The organism is Methylobacterium sp. J-001 (assembly GCF_022829565.1).
Lineage (GTDB): Bacteria > Pseudomonadota > Alphaproteobacteria > Rhizobiales > Beijerinckiaceae > Methylobacterium.
Genome location: NZ_JAKSYN010000162.1, coordinates 38,757 through 62,351 on the forward strand (window position 1 = coordinate 38,757; position 23,595 = coordinate 62,351).

General features: G+C 71.3%; 20 protein-coding genes. 7 read left to right on the top strand and 13 right to left on the bottom strand.

Annotated features, from left to right (window positions below):
- Positions 1-277 precede the first annotated feature (277 nt).
- Positions 278-454: a hypothetical protein gene (locus MKK65_RS20150; RefSeq protein WP_201025704.1), complete on the top strand. Its 177-nt coding sequence runs from the start codon at positions 278-280 to the stop codon at positions 452-454.
- 134 nt (positions 455-588) lie between these two features.
- Here MKK65_RS20150 and MKK65_RS20155 read toward each other — a convergent pair whose 3' ends face one another.
- Both MKK65_RS20155 and ccrA read right to left on the bottom strand, forming a co-directional pair.
- On the bottom strand, positions 589-894 hold the full coding sequence (locus tag MKK65_RS20155) for an alkylphosphonate utilization protein (RefSeq protein ID WP_243960017.1): 306 nt from the start codon (positions 892-894) through the stop codon (positions 589-591).
- 210 nt (positions 895-1,104) lie between these two features.
- Entirely contained in the window at positions 1,105-2,391 is a 1,287-nt protein-coding gene (ccrA, locus tag MKK65_RS20160) for a crotonyl-CoA carboxylase/reductase (protein ID WP_243959927.1), read from the bottom strand.
- A gap of 394 nt (positions 2,392-2,785) precedes the next feature.
- Between ccrA and MKK65_RS20165 the strand changes: the two genes are divergently transcribed.
- The 4 genes from MKK65_RS20165 to MKK65_RS20180 all read left to right on the top strand — a co-directional run bounded on the left by MKK65_RS20165 (position 2,786) and on the right by MKK65_RS20180 (position 8,128).
- Complete coding sequence (locus tag MKK65_RS20165; RefSeq protein WP_243959928.1) at positions 2,786-3,895, top strand: DUF3616 domain-containing protein; 1,110 nt, start codon at positions 2,786-2,788, stop codon at positions 3,893-3,895.
- 177 nt (positions 3,896-4,072) lie between these two features.
- Positions 4,073-6,115 (top strand): protein meaA, encoded by a 2,043-nt coding sequence (locus MKK65_RS20170; RefSeq protein ID WP_243960018.1) that lies wholly within the window; start codon positions 4,073-4,075, stop codon positions 6,113-6,115.
- 70 nt (positions 6,116-6,185) lie between these two features.
- Positions 6,186-7,211 carry an MraY family glycosyltransferase gene (locus MKK65_RS20175; RefSeq protein WP_243959929.1) on the top strand — a complete coding sequence of 342 codons (1,026 nt, stop codon included), beginning with the start codon at positions 6,186-6,188 and terminating at the stop codon, positions 7,209-7,211.
- Positions 7,208-8,128, top strand: a complete 921-nt coding sequence (locus MKK65_RS20180) for an NAD-dependent epimerase/dehydratase family protein (RefSeq protein WP_243959930.1) — start codon at positions 7,208-7,210, stop codon at positions 8,126-8,128. Before MKK65_RS20175 ends, MKK65_RS20180 begins: the two co-directional genes overlap by 4 nt.
- Positions 8,129-8,135: 7 nt before the next feature.
- Here the strand turns inward: MKK65_RS20180 and MKK65_RS20185 are convergent, their stop codons facing one another.
- The 7 genes from MKK65_RS20185 to MKK65_RS20215 form a co-directional block, all read right to left on the bottom strand.
- Positions 8,136-10,139: an SDR family NAD(P)-dependent oxidoreductase gene (locus tag MKK65_RS20185; protein ID WP_243959931.1), complete on the bottom strand. Its 2,004-nt coding sequence runs from the start codon at positions 10,137-10,139 to the stop codon at positions 8,136-8,138.
- Positions 10,140-10,237: 98 nt separating this feature from the next.
- Positions 10,238-10,396, bottom strand: coding sequence for a hypothetical protein (locus tag MKK65_RS20190; RefSeq protein ID WP_201025703.1), 159 nt, complete (start codon positions 10,394-10,396; stop codon positions 10,238-10,240).
- A gap of 91 nt (positions 10,397-10,487) precedes the next feature.
- Complete coding sequence (locus tag MKK65_RS20195) at positions 10,488-11,339, bottom strand: DUF1206 domain-containing protein (RefSeq protein WP_058190636.1); 852 nt, start codon at positions 11,337-11,339, stop codon at positions 10,488-10,490.
- Between the two features lie 130 nt (positions 11,340-11,469).
- Complete coding sequence (locus MKK65_RS20200; RefSeq protein WP_058190635.1) at positions 11,470-11,811, bottom strand: hypothetical protein; 342 nt, start codon at positions 11,809-11,811, stop codon at positions 11,470-11,472.
- A 62-nt stretch (positions 11,812-11,873) separates the two neighbouring features.
- Positions 11,874-12,437 (bottom strand): Uma2 family endonuclease, encoded by a 564-nt coding sequence (locus MKK65_RS20205; RefSeq protein ID WP_243959932.1) that lies wholly within the window; start codon positions 12,435-12,437, stop codon positions 11,874-11,876.
- Between the two features lie 286 nt (positions 12,438-12,723).
- Positions 12,724-13,887 (bottom strand): M23 family metallopeptidase, encoded by a 1,164-nt coding sequence (locus tag MKK65_RS20210; RefSeq protein ID WP_243959933.1) that lies wholly within the window; start codon positions 13,885-13,887, stop codon positions 12,724-12,726.
- A gap of 68 nt (positions 13,888-13,955) precedes the next feature.
- Entirely contained in the window at positions 13,956-14,423 is a 468-nt protein-coding gene (locus tag MKK65_RS20215) for a peroxiredoxin (protein WP_243959934.1), read from the bottom strand.
- A 176-nt stretch (positions 14,424-14,599) separates the two neighbouring features.
- Between MKK65_RS20215 and MKK65_RS20220 the strand changes: the two genes are divergently transcribed.
- Entirely contained in the window at positions 14,600-18,085 is a 3,486-nt protein-coding gene (locus MKK65_RS20220) for a DUF3971 domain-containing protein (RefSeq protein ID WP_243959935.1), read from the top strand.
- A gap of 216 nt (positions 18,086-18,301) precedes the next feature.
- Here MKK65_RS20220 and MKK65_RS20225 read toward each other — a convergent pair whose 3' ends face one another.
- The gene (locus MKK65_RS20225; protein ID WP_243959936.1) at positions 18,302-19,075 is read right to left on the bottom strand and encodes a ferredoxin--NADP reductase; all 774 of its coding nucleotides are present in this window, start codon (positions 19,073-19,075) and stop codon (positions 18,302-18,304) included.
- A 241-nt stretch (positions 19,076-19,316) separates the two neighbouring features.
- The gene (locus MKK65_RS20230) at positions 19,317-20,267 is read right to left on the bottom strand and encodes a ring-cleaving dioxygenase (RefSeq protein ID WP_243959937.1); all 951 of its coding nucleotides are present in this window, start codon (positions 20,265-20,267) and stop codon (positions 19,317-19,319) included.
- A 131-nt stretch (positions 20,268-20,398) separates the two neighbouring features.
- Between MKK65_RS20230 and MKK65_RS20235 the strand changes: the two genes are divergently transcribed.
- Positions 20,399-20,719 carry a HigA family addiction module antitoxin gene (locus MKK65_RS20235; RefSeq protein WP_243959938.1) on the top strand — a complete coding sequence of 107 codons (321 nt, stop codon included), beginning with the start codon at positions 20,399-20,401 and terminating at the stop codon, positions 20,717-20,719.
- A 4-nt stretch (positions 20,720-20,723) separates the two neighbouring features.
- Here MKK65_RS20235 and MKK65_RS20240 read toward each other — a convergent pair whose 3' ends face one another.
- Positions 20,724-22,016 (bottom strand): M16 family metallopeptidase, encoded by a 1,293-nt coding sequence (locus tag MKK65_RS20240; RefSeq protein ID WP_058190627.1) that lies wholly within the window; start codon positions 22,014-22,016, stop codon positions 20,724-20,726.
- A gap of 106 nt (positions 22,017-22,122) precedes the next feature.
- Positions 22,123-23,532, bottom strand: coding sequence for a M16 family metallopeptidase (locus MKK65_RS20245; protein ID WP_243959939.1), 1,410 nt, complete (start codon positions 23,530-23,532; stop codon positions 22,123-22,125).
- Positions 23,533-23,595: the final 63 nt, after the last annotated feature.

Genomic DNA, 23,595 nt, shown 5'->3' on the forward strand with positions numbered 1-23,595 from the left:
CGATCCGTGCCCCGCCTCACGCGAATCCATCGCCGCCCCCGACGCTCGACGCGGCAACCTTGGCAGAGGGCTCCGCAGCGCGCCAGATCGAAGATGTCAGCCCCCATGCGGGGCGGAAATCGACCTGACGACGCGCCCCGGTCCCGTGCACGCGGCCGCGCGATGCGCTAGAGGGCAGGAGTCCGGCCTCGCGGGCCGGCCCGGACTCCGAATCGGGACTCGACTCGGACCTCCAGCCGGCCGCGCGCCGCCGCCATGGTCCGACGTGGAGCCCGGCATGAGCGAGACCAACAACACCTTCAAGAAGGCGCCCAAGCGCAAGCCGACCAAGGGCAAGAGCGTCAGCGTCTCCCCCGAGATGCGGCAGGCCTATGCCGACCTGATCCAGGAACGCGCCGAGAAGCAGGAAGCCTACGGGCGGCACCTCCCGCAGGAGGAGTCCAAGCGCCGGTGAGAGGCCGGGCTTCCGAAGGGCTCAGCCCTTTGGCGGGGTATCGGGGCAGAGCCCCGATGGCATCGCGCTTCGCTCGACCCAGGGCGCGGCCCTGGACCCACCAAAGGTCCCGGACCTTTTGAACCCCTGACGATCTAGCGCTTGCGCACGAACTCGGTGCGCAGGACGAGCCCCTTGATGGTGTCGTGGCGGCAATCGATCTCTTCGGGATCGTCCGTGAGGCGGATGGACCGGATGACGGTGCCCTGCTTCAGGGTCTGGTTCGCGCCCTTGACCTTCAGGTCCTTGATCAGCGTGACCGAGTCGCCGTCGGCCAGGACGTTGCCGGCCGAATCGCGCACCTCCGCCGGTCCGGGCGCCGCCGCAGCACCCGCCTGACCGGGCGGGAGCCACTCACCCGTCGCCTCGTCGTACACGTAAGAATCGTCGTCGCCGGCCAAGTCCAGAACCCCCAGTACCGAGGCCGGGCCGCGCCCGACACCCCGCTCGCCCGCACGCCTCACGCCGAATCGGTCATCGACCCGGCTCGGGTGCTGGAACGCGCGCGGCCGTTCTCGCTCCCGGCCGGGCCGGGGGCAAGGGGTGCGACGACGATCGGGATGTGGGCTGGCTGCCCGGCCCCCGCTCGGATGCGGAGGCCGGGGGCGGCGTCAGCGCTTGAGCGGGCCGGCCTCGATCACGTCCTCGACCGTGCGCAGGCCGGCACGGGGGGAGTTGACCAGGCAGGCCATGTTGCCCGGCGGGTGCTGGTTCTTCCACATCTTGGTGTGCGCCTGGGGGATCTTGTCCCAGGGGAAAACCTCGCTCATGCACGGGTCGACCCGGCGGTCCATCACGAACTGGTTGGCCGCCGAGGCCTGCTTCAGGTGGGCGAAGTGCGAGCCCTGGATCCGCTTCTGGCGCATCCAGACGTAGCGGGCATCGAAGGTGATGTTGAAGCCGGTGGTGCCGGCGCAGAACACCACCATGCCGCCGCGCTTCACCACCAGCGCCGAGACCGGGAAGGTCGCCTCGCCCGGGTGCTCGAACACGATGTCGACATCCTGCTTGCCGGTGATCTCCCAGATCGCCTTGCCGAACTTCCGAGCTTCCTTCGTCCAGGCATGGAACTCAGGCGAGTTCACCGTGGGCAGCTGCCCCCAGCAGTTGAAGTCCTTGCGGTTGATCACGCCCTTGGCGCCGAGGCTCATCACGTAATCGCGCTTCGAATCGTCCGAGATCACGGCGATCGCATTGGCGCCCGAGGCCGCGCAGAGCTGCACGCCGAACACGCCCAGGCCCCCGGAGGCGCCCCAGATCAGCACGTTCTGGCCCGGCCGGACCGTGTGCGGCGCGTGGCCGAACAGCATGCGGTAGGCGGTGGCGAGGGTCAGCGTGTAGCAGGCCGCCTCCTCCCAGGTGAGGTGCTTGGGCCGGTGCATCAGCTGGCGCGACTGCACCCGGCAGAACTGCGCGAAGGAGCCGTCCCCGGTCTCGTAGCCCCAGATGCGCTGGGTCGGCGAGAACATCGGGTCGCCGCCGTTGCACTCCTCGTCGTCGCCGTCGTCCTGGTTGCAGTGGACGATGACCTCGTCGCCGACCTTCCAACGCTTCACCTTGGCGCCGACCTTCCAGACGATGCCCGACGCGTCCGAGCCGGCGATGTGGTATTCGCCCTTGTGCACGTCGAAGGGCGAGATCGGCTCGCCCAGCCCGGCCCAGACGCCGTTGTAGTTCACGCCAGCGGCCATGACGTAGACCAGCACCTCGTCGTCGCCGATCTCCCAGACCGGCAGCACTTCGAGCTGGTGCGACTGCTCCGGGGGCCCGTGGCGCTCGCGCCGGATCGCCCAGGCGTACATCTTGGCCGGCACGTGACCCAGCGGCGGGATCTCGCCCATCTCGTAGAGGTCCTTGACCTCGCCGCCCGCCGGACTGACCGCAGCGCTCGCCGCCATCTCGCTCTCCTCTCGTCCCGCGTGGTTCTCAAAGGCCGCGGTTCTCATCCGCGCTATAGCGGCGATATCCGAAGCGTCCAAGTGGGCCGAAAGTCGAAACCCAAGGGTTTCAGATGTGAAAAAGGCGCAGGCTCAAGGCCGGCACCTGCGTATTCAAATTCGCCTTTCCCGCAGACCAAGTATTATTCGGCGGCGGCCTGCCGGGTGTCGATCCCGAGACCTTTCAGGATGCGGCGCCGACCATTCCGGTCGACGTTATACCACGAGACGGCGGGGTCCGGCTGAGTGCGATGACGATCGGGGCTTTCATCGACCGGCGTCTGTTCGGGTGCGCTGCAAGCCGCTTTGGAGTATCGCGGTCGCATCGATAGCCCGCGCGGGGATGCGCTGCGCCATGCTCAACCTCACGGCCACCGTCGGGCGTCCGGCCACGACCGCTCTGCTCCGGGTCGCGCTCGCCTGCGGGCTCGCGGCGGCCCTGCCCGTGACGGTCTCGGCACATGACCCGTCCAAGCCCTGGGCGGTCAGCGGCAAGCTCCTCGGCGAGCCCGACCCAAAACATCCCGCCGAGGCCGGGCGGAGCGACAAGGCCAAGGACGTGAGCGGGATCGCCTGCGCCACCGAGACCGGCTTTCCGCGGATCTGCCTCGTGGCCGACGACGAGGCCCAGGGCGCGCAGGTGGCGATCCTCCGGGACGGCAGCCTCGTCGCCGGACGCTTCATCCGGCTGATCGACGCCACCCAAAAGGGCGAGCCGCTGGAGCTCGACGCCGAGGGCGTGGCCTACGCGGACGGGGCCTTCTACGTCGTCGGCTCGCATGGCCGCCCCCGGCGCGAGCACGGCCAGGGTGCCGAGGGCGACGCGCGGGCCGAGGCGACCCGGCACCTGTTCCGGATCCGCCTCGATCCCAAGGCCGTGGACCCGGAGACCGGCCAACTCCGCGCCGAGCCCGAGATCACCGGTACGGCAGCGCTGGCGCAGATCATCGCCGATATTCCGGCGCTGGCCCCCTTCCACGACAGGGCCCTGGAGGAGGGCGGCGTCACCGTCGAGGGCGTCGCGGTGCGCGGCGGCCGGCTCCATGTCGGCCTGCGCGGTCCGGTGCTCGCGGATGGCAGCGCCGCGATCGTGTCGGTTCCCCTCGCCGGCCTGTTCGACGGCAAGCCGGGCACCGGGACCCTCGCCACGGTGGCGCTCGGCCCCGATAGTCACGGGCAGAAGCGGGGCGTGCGCGACCTGGTGGCCGTGCCGGACGGCTTCCTGATCCTGGCGGGGCCGATGCTCGACCCGGAGGACGGGGCGGTCGCGGCCGGCGACTACACGGTGTTCGCGTGGGACGGCACGGGGGCGCCGCGCAAGCGCCGCGATCTGGCCGGCTACCCGAGGAAGGAGAAGCCGGAGGCGCTGCTACCTCTCGACGAGAATGCGGACGGGCAGCGGGTGCTGGTATTCTTCGACGGCCCGAACCAAGGCGCCCCGCGCGCGGTCGTGCTGCCGCGCTGATCGGCCGTCGCCTTCAAATCCGGCTGTCGGCCCGCACAACTTTTTTAAAGTCTTTCCGGGCCCTCCTGGGCCGTCTTGCACTTCTGTCGCGGATGACGCGCCCAACGGCCTTCGCTACGGTGCGGCCAAGACTGCGCCCCGAGCGCGGATAGTGAAGAAGACCACATGGAGGCCAGGATGGGCGTGCGCGTCGCGGAGACCACGGGCGACAAGACGCCCCGCGATAAACCCTGGATCATCCGCACCTATGCGGGCCATTCCAACGCCGCGGAGTCCAACGCTCTCTACCGGGGCAACCTCGCCAAGGGCCAGACCGGCCTGTCGGTGGCCTTCGACCTGCCGACCCAGACCGGCTACGACCCCGATCACGAGCTGGCGCGCGGCGAGGTCGGCAAGGTCGGCGTCTCGATCGCGCATCTCGGCGACATGCGGACCCTGTTCCAGGACATCCCGCTCGCCCAGATGAACACCTCGATGACCATCAACGCCACGGCCCCGTGGCTGCTGGCGCTCTACCTGGCGGTGGCCGAGGAGCAGGGTGCGCCCTTCGACGCCCTCCAGGGCACGACCCAGAACGACATCATCAAGGAATACCTGTCGCGCGGGACCTACGTGTTCCCGCCCGCGCCCTCGCTCCGGCTCACCAAGGACGTGATCCTGTTCACGACCCAGAACGTGCCGAAGTGGAACCCGATGAACGTCTGCTCCTACCACCTGCAGGAGGCGGGGGCGACGCCGGTCCAGGAGCTGTCCTACGCGCTGGCCATCGCCATCGCGGTGCTCGACACCGTGCGCGACGACCCCGAATTCGACGAAAAGAGCTTCTCCGACGTGTTCGGGCGGATCTCGTTCTTCGTGAATGCCGGGCTGCGCTTCGTCACCGAGATCTGCAAGATGCGGGCCTTCGCCGAGCTCTGGGACGAGATCGCCCAGGAGCGCTACGGCATCGACGACCCGAAGAAGCGGATCTTTCGGTATGGCGTGCAGGTGAACAGTCTCGGACTGACGGAACAACAACCTGAAAATAACGTCCACCGCATCCTGATCGAGATGCTGGCCGTGACCCTCTCTAAGCGTGCCCGCGCCCGAGCGGTGCAGCTGCCGGCCTGGAACGAGGCGCTCGGCCTGCCGCGGCCCTGGGACCAGCAATGGTCGATGCGCATGCAGCAGATCCTGGCCTTCGAGACCGATCTTCTGGAATATGACGATATCTTCGACGGCTCGAAGGTCATCGAGGCCAAGGTCGAGGCTCTGAAGGCCGAGACCCGGGCCGAGCTGGAGCGGATCGGCGGCATCGGCGGCGCGGTCGCCGCGGTGGAGACCGGCGCCCTCAAGCGCGCCCTGGTCGAGTCGAACGCCAAGCGGATCTCGGCGATCGAGGCCGGCGAGCAGATCGTCGTCGGCGTCAACAAGTGGCAGCAGGGCGAGCCCTCGCCGCTCACCGCCGGGGAGGGCGCGATCTTCTCCGTGTCCGAGACGGTGGAGATGGAGGCGCAGGGGCGCATTCGCGACTGGCGCAGCAAGCGCGACGACCAAGCGGTCGGCCAGGCGCTCGAGGCCCTCGAGCAGGCGGCGCGCTCGGGCGCCAACATCATGCCGGTCTCGATCGCGGCCGCGAAGGCCGGCGTCACCACCGGCGAGTGGGGCGAGCGCCTGCGGCAGGTGTTCGGCGAGTACCGGGCCCCCACCGGGGTGAGCCTCGAAACCGTCTCCTCCGGGGCGGCCGAGGAGGCCAAGCTCCTGATCGCCGATCTCGGCGAGCGGCTCGGCGAGACCCCGCGGCTCGTGGTCGGCAAGCCGGGCCTCGACGGCCACTCGAACGGCGCCGAGCAGATCGCGCTGCGTGCCCGGGATGTCGGCTTCGACGTCACCTATGACGGTATCCGCCAGACCCCGGCGGAGATCGTCGCCAAGGCGAAGGAGACCGGCGCCCACGTGGTCGGCCTGTCGATCCTGTCCGGCAGCCACGTGCCGCTGGTCCGCGAGGTCCGCGCCCAGATGCGCGAGGCGGGGCTCGACCACATCCCGGTGGTGGTCGGCGGCATCATCTCCCCCGAAGACGAGCTGGTCCTCAAGAACATGGGCGTGCGCGCGGTCTACACGCCCAAGGACTATGCCATCGACGCGATCATGATCGGTCTCGCCAAGGTCGTGGAGAAGAGTCTCGACCGGCAGGGCAGCCCGCCGGAGCCGGCGCGGGAGGGTGCGCAGGTTTACTGAGGGAGGCGCACGCCGGGATCCGGGCGTGCGCGCCTTCCCGATCGCGCCGCGGATCGCGTAGGACGGCGCCATGCCGTCCGCCCTCGCAACGATCCTCCTCCTCGCCGTCCTGCTCGCCGCCGCCCTGTCGGCCGGGCTGATCCTGCGGTTGCGCCCGGCCCTCCAGCGCTACGCCCTGGCGCGGCCGAACGCCCGGTCGAGCCACACGGTGCCGACCCCGCAGGGGGGCGGGATCGCCGTGGTGACGGCGCTCGTGACCATATCCGGACTCCTGATCGCGGCACCCGAGATCGGCGGCCGACCGGATTGGGTGCGGCTCGCGAGCGGCACCCTGGTGCTGGCGTTGCTCGGCGCCGTGGACGATCTGCGCCCGCTGCCGGCCGCCCTGCGGCTCGCCGTGCAGGCGGGCGTCGTCGGCCTGCTGGTCTGGCAGCTCGACGGCCGGCTGCTGCCCGGGGCGCCCCTCTGGCTCGAGCGCGGGCTCGCGCTGCTGGCGGGGGTCTGGTTCGTCAACCTGATGAACTTCATGGACGGGCTCGACTGGCTGACGGTGGCCGAGATCGTCCCGGTCACCGGGGCGCTGCTGCTCCTCGGGCTCGCGGGATACCTGCCGCCGCTGCCCGCCCTTGTGGCTTCCTGCCTGCTCGGGGCCATGCTCGGCTTCGCGCCGTTCAACCGGCCCGTGGCGAACCTCTTCCTCGGGGATGTCGGCTCGCTGCCGATCGGGCTCGTCACCGCCTGGCTGCTGTGCCAGCTGGCCCTGGCGGGCGGGCTTGCCGCCGCCCTGCTGCTGCCGCTCGTCTACCTCGCCGATGCCAGCCTGACGCTGGCCGCCCGGGCCGCCCGGGGCGAGCGGGTCTGGGAGGCGCATCGCGGCCATTACTACCAGCGCGCCACCGATCACGGCCTCACGGTCCCGGGGGTCGTGGCGCGGGTGTTCGCGGTCAACCTCGTGCTGGCCGGGCTCGCCGCCGCGACCTTGTTTTGGCCGTCCTGGCCGGTCACGCTCGGGGCGCTCGCGGCCGGGCTCGCCCTGGTCGCCGCCCTGCTCCGCCGCTTCGCCCGCGCGCCCGCCGAAGGGGTTGCCCACTCGTGACCGGATTGATCGCGCTCACCGGGGCCACCGGGTTCATCGGCCGCCATCTGCTCGCCGACCTCACCGCCCGCGGCTACAAGGTCCGGGTCCTGCTGCGCCGGCCGACCGCCCTGCCGGACGGCGCCGCGAGCGCGGTCGTGGGCGACCTGACCCGCCCGATCAACATGGCGGCGGCGCTCAGCGGCGTCGACGCCGTGGTGCATTCGGCGGGTCTCGCCCACGCCATGTCGGGGGCGCCCGAGGACGATTACCGCACCCTCAACACCGAGGCGACGCGCAAGCTCGCCGAGGCGGCCGCCCGCGCGCGGGTGCGCCGGTTCGTGTTCCTGTCCTCGATCCGCGCGCAGGTCGGGGCCAGCGCGCCGGGCGTGGTCGGGGAGGGCGATGAGCCCCGGCCCACCGACGCCTACGGCCGCTCCAAGCTGGAGGCCGAGCGGGCGTTGGCCGAGACCGGGCTCGACTGGGTCGCGCTCCGCCCGGTGCTGGTCTACGGCGCGGGCGTGAAGGGCAACATGGCTACGCTCCTGCGGCTCGCCCGCAGCCCCTATCCCCTCCCGCTGGGCGGCCTCGCGGCCCGGCGGTCGCTGATCTCCCTGGAGAGCCTGTCGGGGGCCGTGGACGCCGTGCTGCGGGCGCCGGCCCCAATCCGCACCGCCCTGATCGCCGCCGATCCGGATCCGCTCAGCCTCGCCGAGATGCTCACGGCGCTGCGCGCCGGCCTCGGCCGCAAGCCCGGGCTGGTCCCGGTGCCGGTCGGCCTCCTCGGGCTCACCTGCCGGCTGACCGGCCGGGAGGCGTTGTTCGCCCGGGTGGCCGAGGGCCTGGAGGCCCGCGCCGACGGCCTCGCGGCACTCGGATGGCGCCCGGCCGCGCCGACGCGCGACGGGCTGGCGCGGCTGGCGCGGGAGGGGGGCTGAGCGCCGGTCAGCCGATCGCTGCGGGCGCCGCCCCGGCGAGCGGCCCGGCCTCGACCGTGGTTCCGGCAGGGGAGGCCAGTTCCCGCTGGGCAGGCCGTTGCGCGTGGCGCTCGCGGAAATGCGGCACCGCCGCCTCGAACACGGCCTCCGCGGCCGCCCGGTCACCCGCCGCGACGGCCGCCCGCAGCTGCGCCACCCAGGCGTCGAGCCGGGCGCGGTCGGCGAAGACCGGGCGAGCCGCCATCACCCCGTCGATGCCCGGCAGGGTGACCCGGGGCTCCTCCCGGGCGAACAGGATCTCGTTGAGCCGCTCGCCGGGCCGGGCGCCGGTATACGCAATCTCGATCTCCACCCCCGGCTCGAACCCGGCGAGCCGGATCATCCGCTCGGCGAGCTCGGCGATCCGCACCGGCTGGCCCATCTTGAGCACGTAGACCGCGGCGCGCTCCGCCTCCGGGACGGTCCGGCCCTCGCCGTCGGCGTGGGAGGCCGCGGTCAGCACGAGGTCGCAGGCCTCGCGCACGGTCATGAAGTAGCGGACCATGTCGGGATCGGTGACCGTGACCGGCCCGCCCCGGGCGATCTGCCCCTTGAACACAGGGACCACCGAGCCGACCGAGCCGAGTACGTTGCCGAAACGCACCGCGATCAGCCGGGTCGGATGGTCCGGCCTGGCCGACTGCTCGGCGTCCAGTGCCTGGGCGACCATCTCGGCGAAGCGCTTGGTCACGCCGAGCTGCGAGACCGGCTCGATCGCCTTGTCGGTGGAGACCATCACCAGCGCCCGCGCGCCCGCCGCCACGGCAGCCTCGGCGACGTTGATCGAGCCGAAGACGTTGGTCTTGATGCCCTCCTGCCAGTCACGCTCCAGGTAGGGCACCTGCTTGAGCGCGGCGGCATGGACCACGCAATCGGGCCGGAACGCCGCAATGACCTGACGAATCCGCTCCCGGTCGCGGATATCGGCGAGCACGCCCGTCACCACGGCCTTCGCGGACAGGATCGCCGGATGGCTGAGGATGCCGTGCAGAGCCGGTTCCGAGGATTCGAGCACCAGCACCGCGGCGGCTCCGAAGGCTACGGCCCGCAGGCAGATTTCCGAACCGATCGAGCCGCCGCCCCCGGTCACCACCACCCGGCGGCCGGCCAAAAACGCCTCGAGGCGCGGGCGGTCGATCGCAACGGTGGGACGCAGGAGCAGGTCCTCGATCTCGAGGGGCGCCAATTCGGGGCCCTGCGCGCCCTCGCCGAGCCCGACCACGCGGGCCAGCGGCAGGCCGAGGCGCCGGGCGCGGGCGATGAGGTCGTCGGGGGCGGCCTCCGGGACCAGGGCGCTGGGGGCGGCCACCAGCCGCCGCACCGGCTCGCCGCTCGCCGCCAGCTCCGCCACCACCCGTTCGAGATCCCGGAAACCACCGAACACGGGCACGCCGCGCATGAACTGCCCGGTCTCGTCCGCCCGGGGCGACAGGATCCCGCGGGGCGCCAGTTTCTTGACAGAGCCCGCCTCGATGGCGCGGATCAGCACGTCGAGATCGGCCCCGCGCCCGAGCAGCAGGGTGGGCACGGTCGCGGCCCGGGCGCTCGATTGCCGGGAGCGGGTGTCCTTCAGGTACCGGAACGCGAGGCGTGCGCCCCCGAGCAGAAAGATCTGCAGGACCCAGTACAGAAAAATCGCGATCTTGCCGAAGAAGTAGAAGCCGTAGAGGTCGGCCGAGACCAGGACCCAGTCGATCACCAGCAGGGCGAGTGCCAGGACGCTGGCGGCCCGGACGATCCCGGCGAGGTCCTGCAGCGAGGCGAAGCGCCACTTGGTCCGGTACAGCCGGAACCGGCCGTAGACGAGGCCGGCAAAGAGCAGGAACGGCGGCAGCAGCAGCGGCAGGGCGTGCAGCCGCTCGTCCAGCATGCCGCCCTGGAAGCGGAACAGGAAGGTGAGCACCACGGCGGCGGCGGTCGCCGCGAGGTCGTGGGCCACCATCACCGCGATCTTGTAGAAGCGCTGCTGCATCGGGGGCCGGATGGGGTGCCGCGCGGTATCCGCCGCGGCATCCGCCCTGTCAACGCGGGGCCGGACGCCTCAGGAGCGCGCCCGGCCGGTCGATCGTCCTACTTGACGATCGCGCCGGAGAAGCCGGTCTTGAAGTTCTTCTGGTAGGTCCGGCCCTTGAGCGGGTAGATTTTGTCGACGAGCAGGGTCTTGACGCGCTCGTTGAAATCCTCGGTCGTAACCGTCTGTGCTCGACCAGTAATCAAAGTCCGGGCCATTTTCGCCTCCGCATCGTCGCCCAGGGCACGGGATTGCGCGGAGGGTGAACTCTACATGGGGCACGGGCGACGATTTACAAAGACTTATCTTTCAGGTGAGCGCCCGGACCGCCGCCCCGGCCGCGTCGTCGACCCGGTCGATGTCGGGGGCGTCGATGTGCCGGTACCGGGCCTGGATCAGCCCGAAGGCCCCGAAGGCGGCGTGCCCGGCCGCGACCAGGCCAAGCAGGATCCAGCCGTAGGGCTGAGCGCGCAGCAGCGCGAAGGCTTCGGTCAGCCCCTTCGCGTCCGACGAGCGCTGGTGCCAGGCCGCCGCCACCAGGAATCCGCCGATGATCAGGAAGGCGATGCCCCGGGCCGCGTAGCCGGAGCGGCCGACCGGCCCGGCCCAGCGGTCGCGGGCCTGGGTGTCGAGGGCGAGCCGGTCGGTGACGTCGCCCCGCCAGGCCTTGCCCAGGAACCCGAAGCCGCCGCCGATCACCCCGAGCCCGCCGAGCGCCACGAGCCAGCGGCCGTAGGGTTTCGCCAGGAGCCACGCGGTGCCGTCATGCATGCCGTCGCCGCCGCTCATCCCGAGGCCGAGGCTGAGCGAGGCCGCGCTGACGGCCAGGCCGAGATAGATCGCGGCGCTGATCAGGTGGGCGCCGCGCACCGCCAGCCCCTTGGCCGAGGTCCCCCGCCGGTCGGCGTCGGTCACGCCCTCGACCAGGCGCCAGAGCGCGAAGCCGGCAAGCCCCAGGGCGATCACCCCGACCAGGACCGCGCCGAACGGGCCGCTCAGGACGGCGCGCAGGGCATCCTTGCTGTCGCCGGCCCGGCCGCCCTGGCCGATGGCGGCAAGCAGCGCCAGGGCACCGACCACGATGTAGACGATGCCGCGGGCGCCGTAGCCGAAGCGGGCGATGCGTTCGATGGTGTTGCGCCCACCGGGGAGGGGCCTCATGCGCGGCACCGGGCGGGGCGGAGTTCTGGGTTCGGCACGAGCGGCCTCCGGTGGGGTGGGACCGATCAACGCCCGGACGTCCGGACCCGATCCGTTGCCAGCTCTACACCGGGGGCCGGATCACACCGGTTCACATGGGCGTCCGCTCCGCGCGGCCGGACAGAGCGACGTAGAACCCGAGTCCGTCCTGGGCCGGCAGGGTGTGCAGGCGCTCGATCAGGCCGCGGCGCTTCGCGTCGAGGAGCAGGCGGCCGGCCGGCTGGAACAGGGTCTCGCCGCCGCCCTCCGGGGGCGGGTCCAGGCGGATCGCCACGGTCTTGCCCTTGGCAAAGCGGCTGCGCTCCAGCATGTCCTTGAGGGACGCCTCCGCGGTCGCCCGGTTGGCGCCGCGCAGGTCGAGCACGGATTCCGCGTCCGTCACGCCGAGGGCGCCGCGCAGCTTGGCCGCGTAGAAATCTTCGAAGTGGGGCAAGTCGGTGCCTTGACGCTCTGCTGGGCCGGGGAGACCGGCGCGTGGAGATCGGGTGCGGGGGCTCAGACGGCGAGTCCGCGGTAGATGTCGCTTACCGGCACGGTGCCGTCGAGTTCCGGCAGCGCAAGGCTGCCGTCGAGGCCGAGCGCCTGCACGGCCCAGTCGTCGGCCTCCCGGCGCCACACCTCGACGCGGGCCTCGTCGGAATAGACGATCAGCAGGACCTTGAGGCTCGGCACCGTGCGGTAGAAGTCGATCTTGCGCCCCCGGTCCAGGCTCATGGTCGAGGGCGACAGCACCTCGGCCACCAGCAACGGGTCGTGGGCATAGCCGTCGGGCAGCGGCGGCCCGCAGCGCACCACCACGTCCGGAATCGGCACGAAGTCGTCCTGCTCCGCGCTGACGATCCCAAGGCCCGGCATGGCGCGGCAGCCCTGTCCATCCGCGAGATCACCGATCCGGCGGATCAGGTTGGCGACGATCGCCTGATGGCGCTCCCGCGGCGGCGACATGAGCACGGGCTCCCCGTCGAGGAGTTCCCAGCGCTCCGCATCCGGGCGGTCCTCCACCCAGCGCCTGAACTCGGCAAATCCCATGCGCGCGTCGCGCCTTGCGGCCACAGCCATCGCCGCCCTCCGATCCCGACGCGATGGTAGCACCCACACTCGCGCCCGCAACAGCGTCGGTTCAGACGGCCACCCGGGCGTAGGCCTCGCCCACCGGCAGGGCACCGCCGAGCTCCGGCAGGGCAATGGACACGTCCGGCCCCGCCGTCGAGCAGATCCCAGCGCGGCTCGACCCAGCGCCGGTATTCGGCGACGCTCATGCGGGCGGCGCGCCTCACGGCTGATGCCATGGCGGCCTCCGATCGGAGGCGCCACGCTATCATCAGTCCTTGATTCCGGCGACGGCTCAATCGGTGGCGAGCGCCGCCGCGAGGTCGCCGCCGGCCTCGAGGAAGCGCTGGGGGTCGATCGGCTCGCCGTCGATCCGGGTCTCGTAATGCAGGTGCGCCCCGGTGGAGCGCCCGGTCGAACCGACAGAGCCGATCATGTCCCCCGCGGCGACGCGCTGGCCGGGGCGGACGGAGATGCGGGCGAGGTGGCCGAACCGGGTGACGACGCCGTGGCCATGGTCGATCTCGACCATGTTGCCGTAGCCGCCGGCATAGTCCGCGGCACTCACCCGGCCGGGGGCGGTGGCGCGGGCGGGCTCGCCGAACTCGGCCTTCAGATCGAGGCCGGTATGGAGCGCCAGCCCCCGGGTGAACGGGTCGAGCCGTGTGCCGAACGGGCTCGACACGACCGGCTCGCCGCGGATCGGCCGGCGCAGCGGCAGTGCTGCGGCGAGCCGGTGCAGGCGCTCGCCGTCGCCCAGCGTCCGGCGGGCCAAGTCCAGGGTGCTCGCGAAGCCGTTCGCGATGCCGGTCCCATCCAAAGCGCGGGCGTCGAGGGGAACCAGCGGACCGCCGGTTCCGGCCGTCGTGGGATCGAGGCGATCGGGGTCGAGGCCGGTGCGGCCGATCAGCCCGCGCAGGCGCCGGACCGTGTCGCCGGCCCGCTCGACCACCCGGGCGAGGCGCTCACCCTGCGCGGCCCGCAGGCCGTCGAGGCGCGCCTCCAGCCGGATCAGCCCGGTCTCGGCGTCGATGGCGCTGCGGCGGGGGAGGGCGGGGAACCGGGGCACCCCGCCCGCCTCGGCCGGGCGCAGGCCGAACCCGTCCGGGGGCTCGTCCGGGTGCGGCAGCGCCCCGGTGGTGAGCGGATCGTTGATCCGGGTTCCGAGTCCGGCCAGCGCCGCCTGCCGCCGCTCCAGCTCGGCCTGGCGCTCCAAAGCCGCCGCGACCCGCTCGGCCAGGCCCGATTCGGCACCGGCCCGGTCGCGGCCCGCCCGGTCGAGCCGGTCCTGCAGGTCGGCGAGCCGGGCCTCGTAGGCGTCGCGCATCGCCGTCTGGCGGGCGACGAAGCCGGCGAGCACGTCGTCGTGGAACACGATCAGGTAGGAGGCCCCGAGCGCCCACACGAGGGCAAGGGCGAGCCCGGCGGCGAGGATCTTGGAGAGCGGCGGGCGATGCATCAAGACGGCCCCGTGGGAGCCGCCATTCAGACCCGATTAGGGTTAAGGATCCGTCGCGGCCCGCCCGATCAAGGCAGCGCCCGGGCAGCCTCCAGCACCGCCTCGGCGTGGCCGGGCACCTTCACCTTCGGCCAGATCCTGGCGATGCGCCCCTCCCGGTCGACCAGCACGGTGGTGCGCTCGACGCCCATGTACTTGCGCCCGTACATGCTCTTCTCGACCCAGACCCCGTAGGCCTCCAGCACGCCCTTGTCCTCGTCGGAGGCGAGCGGGAAGGCGAGGCCATACTTGCCGCAGAACTTGTCGTGGCTCTTCACCGGATCCGGCGACAGGCCGATCACTTTCGCAGCGGTGTCGCCGAAGGCCGGCAGCAGGCCGTTGAAGTCCTGCGCCTCCAAGGTGCAGCCGCTCGTGTCGTCCTTCGGGTAGAAGTAGAGCACGATCTTGTGACCACGGAGCGCGGACAGCGCGATCCGCCCGCCGCCCGAGGCGGGGAGGTCGAAATTGGGGGCCGGATCGCCCTCTGACAATGGCATCGTGCCTTCCTTTCGGCCGATTGATGGTGTGCAGTCCCGCCGTGCGCGGCAGCACCATGAGGTTGCGCCGCGCCGCCCGACCAGAACTCGGAGTCAGGCCCGCTGTAAAGCGGGGCCGCGCTTCGATCCACCGGCCGCGGAGTTCCGCGTGCGAAGCCCGCGGAACAAGGGTCCCGATGGCGGACGAGACGACCTTGGCAAGCAAGCCTCGGGGGAGGGCGCGACGCTGGGGCGGGTTCTGCCTCGTCGGCGCGCTCACCCTGGTGCTGCTCGTCGGCGGCGGCATCGGGCTGGCCGTGCTGCGCCTGTCCAACGGCCCGCTGCAGATCGACGCCCTGTCGCGCCGGGTCGCGGCCGCGGTGGCCGAGCGGATCGGCCCGGGCTGGAGCATCGGGATCCGCGGCAGCAGCCTCGAGCTCGACCGCGAGAACGCCCTGAGCCTGCGCTTCTCCGGCCTCGACATCCGCAATCCGCAGGGCGACCTGGTGGTGCGGGCGCCGCTGGCCGTGGTCAGCCTCGACCCCTGGGGCCTCCTGCACCTCAACCTGCAGCCGCGGTCGATCGAGTTCCGCGAGACGCAGACCACCGCCCTCGTGCACCGGGACGGATCGATCGCGTTCGCGGCCTCCGAGGCCAATCACCCGGTGGATATCGAGCCGCACACGCCGCCGAGCGTGGACGATGCCCGGGGCAAGGTCTCACCGCTCTCGGCGACCCTGGCCTCGATCTTCGGCGTCGTGCTGGATTCCAGCGGCGTCGTCGGCGCCCTCGACCGCGCCCGCATCACCGATGCGCGCCTGCGGCTGATCGACGACGACGGCCGCGAGCGCGCGGTGTTCGCCCGGGTCAACGGCCTGTTCGGGCGCGATCCCGTGAACGGCACTCGCAACTTTGAGTTGCGGCTCGATGGCCCCCACGGGGAGTGGCGTTTCGGCGGCGCCCTGCGCGAGGCCGGCGAGGGGCAGGAGGGCAAGGGGCAAGACGGCAAGGGACTGGCGCGCTCGGGGGTCATTACCCTGGACGACCTGCCGGTCCCCGACCTGTTGCTGCTCTCCGGCCAATCGAGCCTGCCGCTGACCACCGATCTCAAGCTCTCGGCCCGCGCCGACGTGAGCCTGGTGGCGGGGCGGATTACGACCATGAACGCCAAGGTCCATACCGGAGACGGCACCTTCCTGATTGAGGAAAAGGACTTCAACCCCGTCACGGTCGAGAGCCTGGACGCGACCCTGAACTGGGACGAAGCCGGCCGGGTCATGTCGCTGACCGGGCTGGACTACCGGGGAGCCGGCAACGCGGTTCACCTGACCGGCGCCTGGACGGAGAGCCCGCCGGACGCCGCCACGGCCTGGACCGCGACGCTGGCGGGGCGCGACGCCGTCTTGCGCGGGGCGACCCCAAAGGACGCGCCGGTGAAGATCGACGCGCTCGACGCGCAGCTGACCGGCCGCGACGGCGGCATCGCCATCGACGCCCTCAACGTTTCGGCCCCGGGCGTGCAGGGGGTGATCACCGGCACGATCGGCACCACGGCCGACGAGGGCGGCCTGACGCTGCGCATCCTGGGCCATGACGGCGAGGTCCGGACCGGGCTGCGCCTGTGGCCGGAACATATCGCGCCGCCGGCCCGCACCTATCTGGTGGACCAGCTGCGCCGCGGCCGGATCGATGCGGTCGATATCCGCGTGAAGATGTCCGGAACGGTGCTGGCCGCCGCCACGCGGGGCGAGCCGGCCCCCGACGACGCGGTTCATATCGACTTCCGGGTCTCCGACGCGGCCCTCGATGTGACCGCCGACGCGCCGCCCGTGGTGAAGGGCAACGTCTCCGGGACGATCACCGGGCGCTCGACCACCGTGCGCAACGTGACCGCCGAGGTCCGCGGACCGGACGGCCGCGGGCTGGCGATCTCGGACGGCAGCTTCGTGATCCCGCAGATCACGCCGGACCGGGTGGTGGCGCAGATCGGCATGCGGCTCACCGGCGGCGCAGACGGCATGGCCTCCGTGCTCCAGGCCAAGCTGTTCAAGAGCCTGATGAGCGTGGATCTCGACCCGGCCACGATCAAGGGCAATGCCGACCTGCGGGTCGACTTCCCCCTCGATCTCAAGCACGTGCCCGACCTGCCGAGCCTGCCCGTGACCCTGTCGGGGACGCTCTCCGACCTCTCGGTCGACAAGGTGATGGGCAAGGACCGCCTGGATTCGGGCAAGTTCTCCCTGCTGTACGATCGCGGCGCCTTCACGCTGAAGGGCGACGGCCGGGTCGCGGGCGCCCCCATCTCGGTGGACATGCGCCAGCCCAAGGTCGGCCAGCCCGGCGAGGCGGTGGTCACCCTCGCCCTCGACGATGCCCTGCGGGCCAAGAAGGGCCTGCCGACCGCGCCGCAGCTCTCGGGCACGATCCCGGTCCGCGCCGTGGTGCCGATCGGCCGGCCGGGATCCGGGAAGCCGCCGATCAAGGTCGAGGCGGATCTCGCCAAGGCCGGCATCGACGGGCTGGTGCCCGGGCTGACGAAGCCGGCGGGCAAGCCGGGCCGCGTCAGCTTCACCCTGGTGGAGAACGGGCAGAGCTACGATCTGCGCGACTTCGCTCTCGACGCCGCCCCGGCCACCGCCCGCGGCAGCCTCACGATCAGCCCGGAAGGCGGCTTGGAGCGTGCCGATCTGACGAGCGTCAAGCTGTCCCCGGGGGACGATCTGCGGGTGAGCCTCGACCGCACCGGCAGCGGCTACAAGGTCCTGGTCCGGGGCGCGGTGGTCGATGCGCGGCCGTTCCTCAAGTCGCTCGGCGGCCCGGACGCCAAGGGCGGCAAGGAGACGAAGGAAACCAACCCGAAGGACATCGACGCCGATATCCAGGTGCCGATCGTGGCGGGCTTCAACGACGAGGCGCTGACCAACGCCAACCTGCGGCTGTCGCTGCACGGCCGGACCCTGCGGGCCGCCAACATCACCGGGCGGTTCCGGGCAGCGCCCTTCGCCGCCACCGTCACAAGGGGCGAGCGCGGCGTGCCGACGCTGGCCGTAGAATCCGCCGATGCCGGCGCGACCCTGCGCTTCGTCGACGTCTACCGGCGGATGTATGGCGGGCGCCTCACCGCCGGAATCGGCCTCAACGACGGTCCCCAGGCGGGCGTGGTCCAGATCCGCGACTTCTCGCTCCGCAACGAGCCGGCCCTGTCGAGCATCATGGCGCAGGGGCCGGAACCCTCCGAGGCCGAGACGGCTCGTGGCCGCCGCATCGCCCCGGGTCGGGCAGCCGGGGACGTGACCTTCGACCGGATGCGCGCCAATTTCGTGCGCAGCGGCAGCCGGGTCGATTTCAGCGACGCCGCGATCTCGAACGCCGCGATGGGCTTCACCCTGTCGGGCTGGCTCGATACCGGCCGGGAACGCACCGACATGACCGGCACCTTCGTGCCGCTCTACGGGCTCAACAACGTCGCCTCGCAATTGCCGCTGCTCGGGCCGCTACTGGGCGGTGGGCACAACGAGGGCCTGTTCGCGGTCAATTTCCGCGTCTCCGGCAAGCTCGCTTCCCCGGACGTGAGCGTGAACCCGCTCTCGGCGATCGCCCCCGGCTTCCTGCGCAAGCTGTTCAGCGCCGGCGGCGGCCCCTTCGCGGACGGCGTGCCGGCGGTGCCGCAGGGCGAACGCTGAGCTTCATCCCGTCCGGCGGCACGTTTTCGTGTGCCGCACCGTCATTGCGAGCGCAGCGAAGCAACCCAGCGCAGCGCGCGTTCCCCGAACGTGGCAGATCCCTGGGTTGCTTCGCTGCGCTCGCAATGACGAACGGACGAAGACGAACGCTGCCGCGGAGGCACGAAAAAGCCCGGCGCGGCGGACCGCACCGGGCTGAACGCGACGTCCAGAAAACTACTTCTCGACGAAAGCTTTCTCGATCACGTAGTGGCCACCCTCGCCGTGGTTGCCTTCCTCGTAGCCGCCGGTGCTGAGCAGCTCGCGGGTGTCGCGGATCATGTCGGGGCTGCCGCAGAGCATGAAGCGGTCCGCCTCGACCGTCATCGCCGGCAAGCCGATATCCGCGAACAGCTTGCCCGAGACCATCAGGTCGGTGATCCGGCCGCGGTTGCGGAACGGCTCGCGGGTCACGGTCGGGTAGTAGATCAGCTGGTTCGAGATCATCTCGCCCAGGAACTCGTGCTTGGGCAGGGACTCGGTGATGGTCTCGCCGTAGGCCAGCTCCTGGACCTGGCGGCAGCCATGGACCAGCACGACCTTCTCGAACCGGTCGTAGGTCTCCGGGTCCTTGATGATCGACAGGAACGGGGCCAGCCCCGTGCCGGTGCCGAGCAGGTAGAGGTTGCGGCCCGGCAGCAGGTTGTCGAGCACCAGGGTGCCGGTGGGCTTCTTGCCGACGATGATCGGGTCGCCGACCTTGAGGTGCTGGAGCTTGGAGGTCAGGGGGCCGTCCTGGACCTTGATCGAGAAGAACTCGAGCTCCTCCTCGTAATTGGCCGAGACCACCGAATAGGCGCGCAGCAGCGGCCGCCCCTCGACCTCGAGGCCGATCATGGTGAACTCGCCGTTGCGGAACCGGAAGGCCGGATCCCGCGTGGTGCGGAACGAGAACAGGTTCTCGGTCCAGTGATGCACCGACAGAACGCGCTCCTCGTAGAACTTGCTCATCGACGGATCAGTCCTCGAATCCTCTGATGCTCGGCCCATGCCCCCGATGATTCGGGGCGCATGAGGTTCGGCGGGCGACCGCCGCCCCGCGGCTGCGGGGGCGGATCCCACGAGCGGTCTCGTCGGGCTCCGGATATCGAACCCATATCGGGTGCTTCTTTCGCAGTTGCAGCACGCCCGTCAAGGCGCGTCAGGATCACACCTGCGGAAGAAGTGAATGGCCTGGAATCGTTCGAATATTTTAACCGGCGGTGATCGGCCGAAGCGGTTTCAGCCCCGCCTCGATCGCAGCCCGGCGCGGCTCCAGGAAGGGCGGCAGGGCGAGCCGCGCGCCGAGGCTCTCCAGGGGTTCGTCGGCGGTGAAGCCGGGCCCGTCGGTGGCGATCTCGAACAGGATGCCGTTGGGCTCGCGGAAATACAGGCTGCGGAAGTAGTAGCGGTCCACCGGACCACTGCTGGGCACCCGGGCCGCCTTCAACCGGTCGGCCCAGGCCCCGTATTCGGCATCCGGGATGCGGAAGGCCACATGGTGGACCGCGCCCGCGCCCTGCTGCGCCGGCGGCGCCGCATCGGCCAGGAGCTGGACCTCGGCAGCCGGTCCGCCGGGGCCCATGGCGTAGACGTCGACCGGGCCGTCGGCGGTCTCGAAGCTCCGGGCGCGGCGCATGCCGAGTACGTCCGTGAGCACGGCGGCGGTGCGGGCCGGGGCCGGCACGGACAGGCGGATCGGGCCCAGGCCCCGGATCTGGTAGGCTGCGGGCACCGGGGAGGCGTCCCAGGGATGCTCCGGGCCGGTGCCGCCGTCATCGACCAGGGCGAGGCGCTGGCCCTCGGGATCCTCGAAATCCACGGTCAGGCGGCCGTCGCGCAACTCGGGCTCGGCCACCACGGATCCGGCCTCGCGCAGGCGCGTGTGCCACCACGCCACCGCGCCGGCGCCGGGGACGCGCAGATGGGTGCGGGTGATGCTGTTCGACCCGCGCCGCTCCCGGGGCGCCGGCCAGTCGAAGAAGGTGATGTCGCTGCCCGGGCTCGCCAGCCCGTCGGCGTAGAACAGGTGATAGGCCGAGACGTCGTCCTGGTTCACGGTCTTCTTCACCAGCCGCAGGCCGAGCGTGCCGGTGTAGAACGCCACGTTCTCGGCGGCGCGGGCGGTCACCGCGGTGAGGTGATGGATGCCGGTGAGCTGCATGGTTTTTCGTGTGGGTCCCCGCTCCGATGCGCCTGAGGTAGGGATTGGCCGCCGGCGTTGCGAGCGCACAGCTGGAATGCAGTGGGCGTGAGGGGGCAGACTGCATGGCCCACGCCCATGGGAGACACCTGATGGCCGTCCCGTATGAGACCGACACAATCCTGCCGCCGCTGCATCCCGGCGAGGTGCTGCGCGAGGACTTCCTGATTCCCCTCGGCCTATCGGCCGGCACGGTGGCGCGGGCCTGCCGCGTCCCGCGGACCCGGATCGAGCGGATCGATGCCGAGCAGATCGGGGTCTCGACCGACACGGCCCTGCGTCTCGGCCGCTATTTCGGCACGAGCGCGGAGTTCTGGCTCAACCTCCAGCGCCAATACGAGGTGGAGACGCTGAGCCTCACCATCGGGCCGGAGATCGAGCGGATCGCGCCGCTCGCCCCCGCGGCGGCCTAGACGGTCAGAGCCCGACCGGCCGGCCGGCGGCAACCACCAGCATCTTCCCGTCCGCAAAAGTCCGGGCGGCGGCGCGGCGGATGTCGGCCTGGGTGACGGCCGAGACCAGGGCGTTGCGGCGGGCGATGTAGTCCATGCCCAGCTCCTCGAAGGCGATCTGCACCAGCTGGTGGGCGATCTTGGTCGAGGTGTCGAAGCCCAGCGCGTAGGAGCCGGTGAGGTAGTCCTTGGCCTTCTGCAGCTCGTCGTCGTCCGGGCCATCCGTAATCAGGCGGCCGATCTCGTCGCCGATCACCGACAGGGCCTCGCCGACGCGCTCGTTCTTGGTGGCGGTATAGCCCCAGGTCATCGCGGCCGAACGGTGGCTGACCAGCGAGGTCCCGACCGAATAGGCCAGTCCGCGCTTCTCACGCACCTCCTGGAACAGCCGCGACGTGAAGGCACCGCCGCCCAGGATGTGGTTGAGCACGTAGGCCGGGATGAAGTCCGGGTCGCGCCAGGCCACGCCGGCCATGCCGAAGCGGATCACCGATTGCGGCACGTCGAGGTCCACAACGATGCGCTTGCCGAGTTCCTGCACCTCGGTGCGCGGCACCGCCTGCAGCGCCCCGGCCTCGGGCAGGGCCCCGAAGGCACGGTTGAGGCCCTCGGCCAGCTGCTCGGCTCCGATCGCGCCCACCGCCGCGACCTTCACCCGGCCGCGGCCGATGATGCGGGCATGCATTGCCAGGAGGTCGTCCCGGGTGATCGTGGCGACGCTCTCCACGGTGCCCGAGGAGGGGCGGGCATAGGCGTGGCCGGCGAACGCCTCCTTGAAGAACCGGCGCGAGGCCAGCACGCCCGGATCGTTCTGCTGGTAGCGCAGTCCGGCGATCACCTGGCCGCGGACACGTTCGATCGCGTCCGGGTCGAGACGGGGCTTGGCCAGCGCCAGGGCGAGGAGCGCGATACCCTCGTCGGCATGCTTAACCAGCATCTTGAGCGAGCCGCCGATCGCGTCGGGGCCGGCATGGAAGGACAGTTCGATCGCCCGGGCGGCGAGCCGCTCCTGGAACGCATCGGAGGTCAGGTCGCCGGCCCCCTCGTCGAGGAGACGGGCCAGCATCTGCGCGCAGCCGGCCTTGCCGTCCGGGTCCTGGGCGGCGCCGCCCTCGAAGGTGAAGGCCAGGGCGATCATCGGCACCACGGGGGATTCGACGTGCCAGGCCTCGATGCCGGCGGCGGTGGCAACCGGCAGCGCCGTGGTGGGGGAATTGGCGGGGGCTGCGGTGTCGACCAGGGTCTCGGCGACGCTCATGGGAACCTCTTGTTGATCGTGTCACGGGCGCCGGCGGAGCAAGCCCTCGGCCTGACGCTGGTCCCGACGGGGCCAAAAAGCCGCCCGCCGGGATGCGCCCGAAGAACTATTCCGCGGCCATCGCGACCGGGGCGTCGGGATCCTGAGCCTTGGTCAGGTAGCCGGTGACCGAGCGGGACGGGGTCAGCCAGCGCTCGGCGGCGGCCTTGAGGCGCTCCTGCGAGACCGCCTCGATATCGGTCGGCCAGCGGCGGACCTCCTCGATGGTCTCGCCGATCGCGAGCGCCGAGCCGTAGATCCGGGCGAGCGACGACTGGCTGTCGGAGGAGTAGACGGTCTCGGCGACCAGCCGGGTCTTGGCCCGCTCGATCGCCTCGGCGCCCAAGGCCTCCGCGGGGGCGCGGCGCAGGATCTTGTCCACGGCCTCCTCCAGCGCCTCCAGGGAGACGCCCTCGGCCGGGACCGCGTAGACGGAGAACCGGGTCTCGTCGATCGCCGAGCCCATGTACCAGGCGCCGGCATTCACCGCGAGGCCGGTCTCCATGACCAACTTGCGGTAGAGGTAGGAGGTCGAGCCGCCGCCCAGCACCTCGGCGAGCAGCTCGAGATCGTGGCAGCCGCCGTCGCGGGCGGTGATGCAGGAGGGGGTGAGGTAGAGCCGCTGCAGGGTCGGCTGCTCGACCTTCGGGTCGGCGACCGCGACCCGGCGCAGGGCCTTGGGCTCGGGCTCCCGCGCCCGCAGGCGCTCGGGCCGGGCGCCCTGGGGGGCGACGCGGCCGTAGGTCTCGTCGGCGAGCCGGCGCACCTCGTCCGGGGTCACGTCGCCGGCCACCACCAGGATCGCGTTCTCGGGGGTGTAGAAGCGCTTGTAATAGGCCAGCGCGTGCTCGCGGTTCAGGCCCTCGATCTCGTGCATCCAGCCGATGATCGGGATGCCGTAGGGGTGATGCACGAACAGCGAGGCGGCCATCGCCTCGGAGAGCTGGGCGGAGGGGTCGGTCTCGACCCGCATGCGCCGCTCCTCCAGCACCACGTCGCGCTCGGGCGCGACCACGGCGTCGTCGAGGACGAGGCCGCCCATGCGGTCGGCCTCGAATGCCATCATGGTGCCGAGATGATCCCGGGCGACCCGCTGGAAATAGGCGGTGTAGTCGTAGCTGGTGAAGGCGTTCTCCTGGCCGCCGAGGCCCGAGACGGCCTTGGAGAAGGCCCCCACCGGGTGCTTCTCGGTGCCCTTGAACATCAGGTGCTCGAGGAAGTGGGCGATGCCCGACTGGCCCAACGGATCATCGGCCGAGCCGTTGCGATACCAGATCATGTGGGTCGCCACGGGCGCCCGGTGATCGGGCACCACCACGACGTCGAGGCCGTTGTCGAGGGTGAAGGCCGTGACTTCGGGTCCGCCCGCCTCGGAGCGCCCGAACGGCGCAGCCTCGCCCCGGCCGGCGCTGCCGCCGTACGGCGAACCCGGACGCAGCGGGAAGAGGGTGGGCGTCGCCTTCCTGAACAGGTGCATTCCGCTTTCCTTTTGCCGGCCCTGGTGCCGCTGACGCCCCCTTGGAACGCTCGCGTGGATCGG

Excerpts from the sequence above, each read along its gene's own strand:
- MKK65_RS20185 (WP_243959931.1), bottom strand. The coding sequence starts at position 10,139 with ATGCAGCAGCGCTTCTACAAGATCGCGGTGATGGTGGCCCACGACCTC.
- MKK65_RS20220 (WP_243959935.1), top strand. The coding sequence starts at position 14,600 with ATGGCGGACGAGACGACCTTGGCAAGCAAGCCTCGGGGGAGGGCGCGA.
- ccrA (WP_243959927.1), bottom strand. The coding sequence starts at position 2,391 with ATGGCGGCGAGCGCTGCGGTCAGTCCGGCGGGCGGCGAGGTCAAGGAC.
- MKK65_RS20210 (WP_243959933.1), bottom strand. The coding sequence starts at position 13,887 with ATGCATCGCCCGCCGCTCTCCAAGATCCTCGCCGCCGGGCTCGCCCTT.
- MKK65_RS20205 (WP_243959932.1), bottom strand. The coding sequence starts at position 12,437 with ATGGCTGTGGCCGCAAGGCGCGACGCGCGCATGGGATTTGCCGAGTTC.
- MKK65_RS20195 (WP_058190636.1), bottom strand. The coding sequence starts at position 11,339 with ATGAGGCCCCTCCCCGGTGGGCGCAACACCATCGAACGCATCGCCCGC.
- MKK65_RS20245 (WP_243959939.1), bottom strand. The coding sequence starts at position 23,532 with ATGCACCTGTTCAGGAAGGCGACGCCCACCCTCTTCCCGCTGCGTCCG.
- MKK65_RS20165 (WP_243959928.1), top strand. The coding sequence starts at position 2,786 with ATGCTCAACCTCACGGCCACCGTCGGGCGTCCGGCCACGACCGCTCTG.
- MKK65_RS20230 (WP_243959937.1), bottom strand. The coding sequence starts at position 20,267 with ATGCAGCTCACCGGCATCCATCACCTCACCGCGGTGACCGCCCGCGCC.
- MKK65_RS20175 (WP_243959929.1), top strand. The coding sequence starts at position 6,186 with ATGCCGTCCGCCCTCGCAACGATCCTCCTCCTCGCCGTCCTGCTCGCC.
- MKK65_RS20150 (WP_201025704.1), top strand. The coding sequence starts at position 278 with ATGAGCGAGACCAACAACACCTTCAAGAAGGCGCCCAAGCGCAAGCCG.
- MKK65_RS20240 (WP_058190627.1), bottom strand. The coding sequence starts at position 22,016 with ATGAGCGTCGCCGAGACCCTGGTCGACACCGCAGCCCCCGCCAATTCC.
- MKK65_RS20235 (WP_243959938.1), top strand. The coding sequence starts at position 20,399 with ATGGCCGTCCCGTATGAGACCGACACAATCCTGCCGCCGCTGCATCCC.
- MKK65_RS20215 (WP_243959934.1), bottom strand. The coding sequence starts at position 14,423 with ATGCCATTGTCAGAGGGCGATCCGGCCCCCAATTTCGACCTCCCCGCC.
- MKK65_RS20225 (WP_243959936.1), bottom strand. The coding sequence starts at position 19,075 with ATGAGCAAGTTCTACGAGGAGCGCGTTCTGTCGGTGCATCACTGGACC.
- MKK65_RS20190 (WP_201025703.1), bottom strand. The coding sequence starts at position 10,396 with ATGGCCCGGACTTTGATTACTGGTCGAGCACAGACGGTTACGACCGAG.
- MKK65_RS20170 (WP_243960018.1), top strand. The coding sequence starts at position 4,073 with ATGGGCGTGCGCGTCGCGGAGACCACGGGCGACAAGACGCCCCGCGAT.